This is a genomic window from Terriglobales bacterium, assembly GCA_035624475.1.
GTDB lineage: Bacteria > Acidobacteriota > Terriglobia > Terriglobales > Acidobacteriaceae > DASPRL01.
The window spans coordinates 1-3,472 of sequence record DASPRL010000046.1 but is presented as its reverse complement, the minus strand read 5'-3'; the positions used below and the strand labels follow the sequence as shown (position 1 = coordinate 3,472).

Below are 3,472 nucleotides of genomic sequence, written 5' to 3'. Positions count from 1 at the left end.
CCGATCACGTAGTTGTGGAAGGCGTCCTTGACGTAGGGCGACGGGTTCGGCTGTCCCCACAACCGGCTGGCGTTGGATTCGTTCTCCGTGAACAGCAGCTCGGGCTTGCCCTCGCACTGCAGCGTGCGGTCGCCCAGCTGGGCATGCGAGGCCACGATGGTTCCCTCGCTCACTTGCCCCAGCATGGGCTTGGCACTGCCGTCGCCCCACGACCAGGTGTTGCGGAACCACAGGGTGGGAAGCAGATGCACTTCCGCCTCCTCCGAGCTCCGGTTGTGGACCGAGATCCGCACCAGCAGGTCCTCCGGCTCCGACTTGGCGTACTCCACGAAGACGTCGAAGTAGCGGTCGTCGTCGAAGATGCCCGTATCCAGCAATTCGTATTCGGGCTCTTCCCGCGAGCGCCGGCGGTTGGTCTCCACCAGATCGCAATAGGGATAGGCCCGCTGGGGATACTTGTAGAGGTACTTCATGAAAGAGTGGGTGGGGGTGCTGTCGAGGTAAAAGTAGTATTCCTTGACGTCCTCGCCGTGGTTGCCCTCGCTGTTGGTCAGGCCGAAGAGGCGCTCTTTCAGGATGGGATCCTGGCCGTTCCACAGGGCCAGGGCGAAGCAGAGCTGCTGCTTGTCATCGGAGATCCCTGCCAGGCCGTCTTCTCCCCAGCGATAGGCGCGGGAACGGGCCTGGTCGTGGCTGAAGTAGTCCCAGGCATTGCCGTCCTGGCTGTAGTCCTCGCGCACCGTGCCCCACTGCCGCTCGCTCAGATACGGCCCCCACTTCTTCCACGGGACGCCGCTTTCGCGGGCTGCGTTCAGGCGCTTCTGCTCGCTGGTTTCGGAGTAAGAGGACGGGAGGGGATTCATGGAGGCTCTCCCGGTTGGTGCGCAAGAGGCGGGCGCGCGCAACCTCGCAGAATGTTGGGGCCCTCTAGCCTGACGCTACCACCCAGCTGAGGGGGTGGGAACTAGCACTTCTCTCAGTAAAACGCCGCGGGAAAGACGTCAACCGGCACGCGGGGCCGGCGCGTGACTCTGTCGCCGCCGCGCGATGAGATTGGCGAGCGCTCGGGAGAGGGCATAGGGTACCAGGATCAAGGGCGGGCCGATGAGCAGGGCGGCGCCGGGACGGAGTTCGTGGAAGATCAGAGCCTGGGCGACCAGGTCCAGCAGGATGGCGACCGCGATGAGGTCGCGCACCGTCGCGATCGCTTCCCGCCACATGTCCTTGCGGTGCTCGGCATGGAACAGGAGCGCCCACAGGAAGGGCGGCAGGCCGGCGCGGGCATCGCGCGCGCCGCCGCGCACGCCCAGCAGGATGGCCATCAGCGGTTGCAGGAGGAACCGCAGCCGCCCCGGTCCGGAGAGCCGCGCCAGCAGGTCGGAGAAGAAAGTCTCGGTCAGCAGGTAGGTATTGCCGCTCTGCCACAAGCGCCACGCAGCAGAGGGCAGGGTTCCCAGCAACACCGCCACCAGGAGGAGGTTGAGCACCGAACTGCGGGAGAGCTTCCTCGGCATCCGGTTCCCCGCTCAAGCCGCGATGAGCTTGTTGTGGATGGCGAACTGCACCACCTCAGCGCTGGATCTCAGGTGGAAACGCTCCATTACGCGGTACTTGTGGAACTGCACCGTGCGCGGAGAGATGGCCAGGATGTCGGCCACCTGCTTCATGGGGCGGCCCTCGGCCAGGAGCTGGACGACCTCGCGCTCGCGCTCGGAGAGGGCTTGCGAGCCAGCCGCATCCTCGGACAGGAGAAGGAGGTCGGCGATGCAGCCGTGGGCGATCGCCGGCGTGAGGTAGCGGCGGCCGGCGCAGACCTCCGCCAGGCAGCGCTTCAGCTCGGCGCCCGCCGAGTTCTTCAGCAGGTAGCCGGAAACGCCCAGGCGGAAGGCGCAGGCGGCCAGGTCCGGGTCCTGGTCCATGGTCAGCACGACCAGTTTCGCCGTGGGGAGCTCCTGCAGGATGAGGCGGGCGGCGTCCAGCCCATTCAGCAGGGGCATGTAGAAGTCGGCGACGATAAGGGCGGGCTTCAGGCGCAGGGCGAAGTCGACCAGAGCGCGGCCGTCGGCGACCGCACCCACGACCTCGTACTCCGGCTCCAGCATGTTCTGGAAGGCGGCCAGGACCAACGTATGGTCGTCGGCCAGGAGAAGACGCGGCCGCGGCGGCATGACACTCTTCATGGCCGGTTCCACTCCTCCCTGCCACCGGCGACGATACCCCGGGGCGGCCCCGGGTCGCGGGCAGGTTCCTGCACGGTGGAAGTCTGCGCCCGCCGGACCTGGGTTTCCGTGATTCCGCTCACGGCAGGATGTGACCTCGCTGGGACGGGCACAACTGTGACTTTTGCCAGTTGGCGTCGTGGGCACGGCCTTCTACCCTGCAAGGTGAGCCATTTCCACGTTCCTGCCGGCAGGCAAGGAGGCACTCCATGACCAAGCAAACCAGGCCCGGAAGCGCGCCCACCGTCCGCCCAGGGCATCCCACGGGCCCGTGGGAAGCGTCGTTTGAGAAGCTGCGGGAGTGGGATCCGCAGTGGGCCGAGGCCTGCTTCCAGATGGCCACCAACGCCTGGGCCGGCAACGTCCTGCCGCGCAAGAGCGTCGAGCTGATCGGGGTGGCGTTGAACGCCGCCTGCACCAGCCTCAACCCGGAGGGCACGCGCCGCCATATCCGGGCCGCCCTGCAGACGGGCGCCACCCGCGACGAGATCCTGGCGGTGCTGAAGATGGCCTCCGTGCTCGCCATCCATTCTTGCAGCCTGGGCGCGCCCATCCTGCTGGAGGAGGTCAAGGAGGCGGGCATGCGCGTGCCCAAGTCGCAGGCCAAGGTCGCCACCCCCGCCTGCGACCGCCTGAAGACCATCGGGCGGTGGAACTACGCCTGGGACCCCTGGTACGACCTGGATCCGCTCTTCGCCGAACAGTTCACCGCGACCAATGCCGGCATCTACACGGGCGGCGTGCTGCTCCCCAAGCTGTTCGAGTTCGTCAGCATCGCGTTGAACGCCTCCTACACCCACATGTACGCCCCCGGCGTGCGGCGGCACATGAAGGCCGCGCTCAAGCTGGGCGCCACCGTGGAAGAGATCATGGAGGTGCTGAAGCTCTGCCTGGCGCAGGGGGTCGAGGCCTGCAACCTGGCGGTGCCCATCCTGGACGAGGAACTGCAGGCGGCTTCCGGCGATCAGCACCTGGCGGCGGTCATCTGATGCGGCCCAACTAGCAGTTTTGCCAGTTCTGCGGCGCGTGCGGCCCCTCTTACCCTGAAGGTGTCGATGGCGGCCAGGCTGGCCGCCAGCAAGCATCATCCTGACAATCGTCTGCCGGCTTCGGTCACGCTGGTCAGGCGCGAGGAGCGGCAGACACCCCGCAGGAGAACAGAATGACATCCTCAATCCTGAAATCGCTGAGACAAGCTGCAGCGCTGTTCCTCATCTGCGCGCTGCCCGTGGCTACGTTGCCGGCGGGAGCCA

General features: G+C 66.7%; 4 protein-coding genes. 1 reads left to right on the top strand and 3 read right to left on the bottom strand.

From position 1 onward, the window contains the following. The 3 genes from VEG08_02145 to VEG08_02135 form a co-directional block, all read right to left on the bottom strand. On the bottom strand, nucleotides 1-863 hold an 863-nt coding region (locus tag VEG08_02145), incomplete at its 3' end, for a glucosidase (GenBank protein HXZ26778.1). Nucleotides 864-1,001: 138 nt separating this feature from the next. After that, nucleotides 1,002-1,514: a hypothetical protein gene (locus VEG08_02140; GenBank protein ID HXZ26777.1), complete on the bottom strand. Its 513-nt coding sequence runs from the start codon at nucleotides 1,512-1,514 to the stop codon at nucleotides 1,002-1,004. A gap of 12 nt (nucleotides 1,515-1,526) precedes the next feature. Further along, a complete protein-coding gene (locus tag VEG08_02135) occupies nucleotides 1,527-2,180 on the bottom strand; it encodes a response regulator transcription factor (GenBank protein ID HXZ26776.1) in 654 nt (217 codons plus the stop codon). Between the two features lie 248 nt (nucleotides 2,181-2,428). Here VEG08_02135 and VEG08_02130 point away from each other — a divergent pair, with 248 nt between their 5' ends. Beyond that, nucleotides 2,429-3,208 (top strand): carboxymuconolactone decarboxylase family protein, encoded by a 780-nt coding sequence (locus tag VEG08_02130; protein HXZ26775.1) that lies wholly within the window; start codon nucleotides 2,429-2,431, stop codon nucleotides 3,206-3,208. Nucleotides 3,209-3,472: the final 264 nt, after the last annotated feature.

What these genes read in the sequence shown, in the direction of transcription:
- VEG08_02140 (HXZ26777.1), bottom strand. Translation starts at nt 1,514, where the DNA reads ATGCCGAGGAAGCTCTCCCGCAGTTCGGTGCTCAACCTCCTCCTGGTG.
- VEG08_02135 (HXZ26776.1), bottom strand. Translation starts at nt 2,180, where the DNA reads ATGAAGAGTGTCATGCCGCCGCGGCCGCGTCTTCTCCTGGCCGACGAC.
- VEG08_02130 (HXZ26775.1), top strand. Translation starts at nt 2,429, where the DNA reads ATGACCAAGCAAACCAGGCCCGGAAGCGCGCCCACCGTCCGCCCAGGG.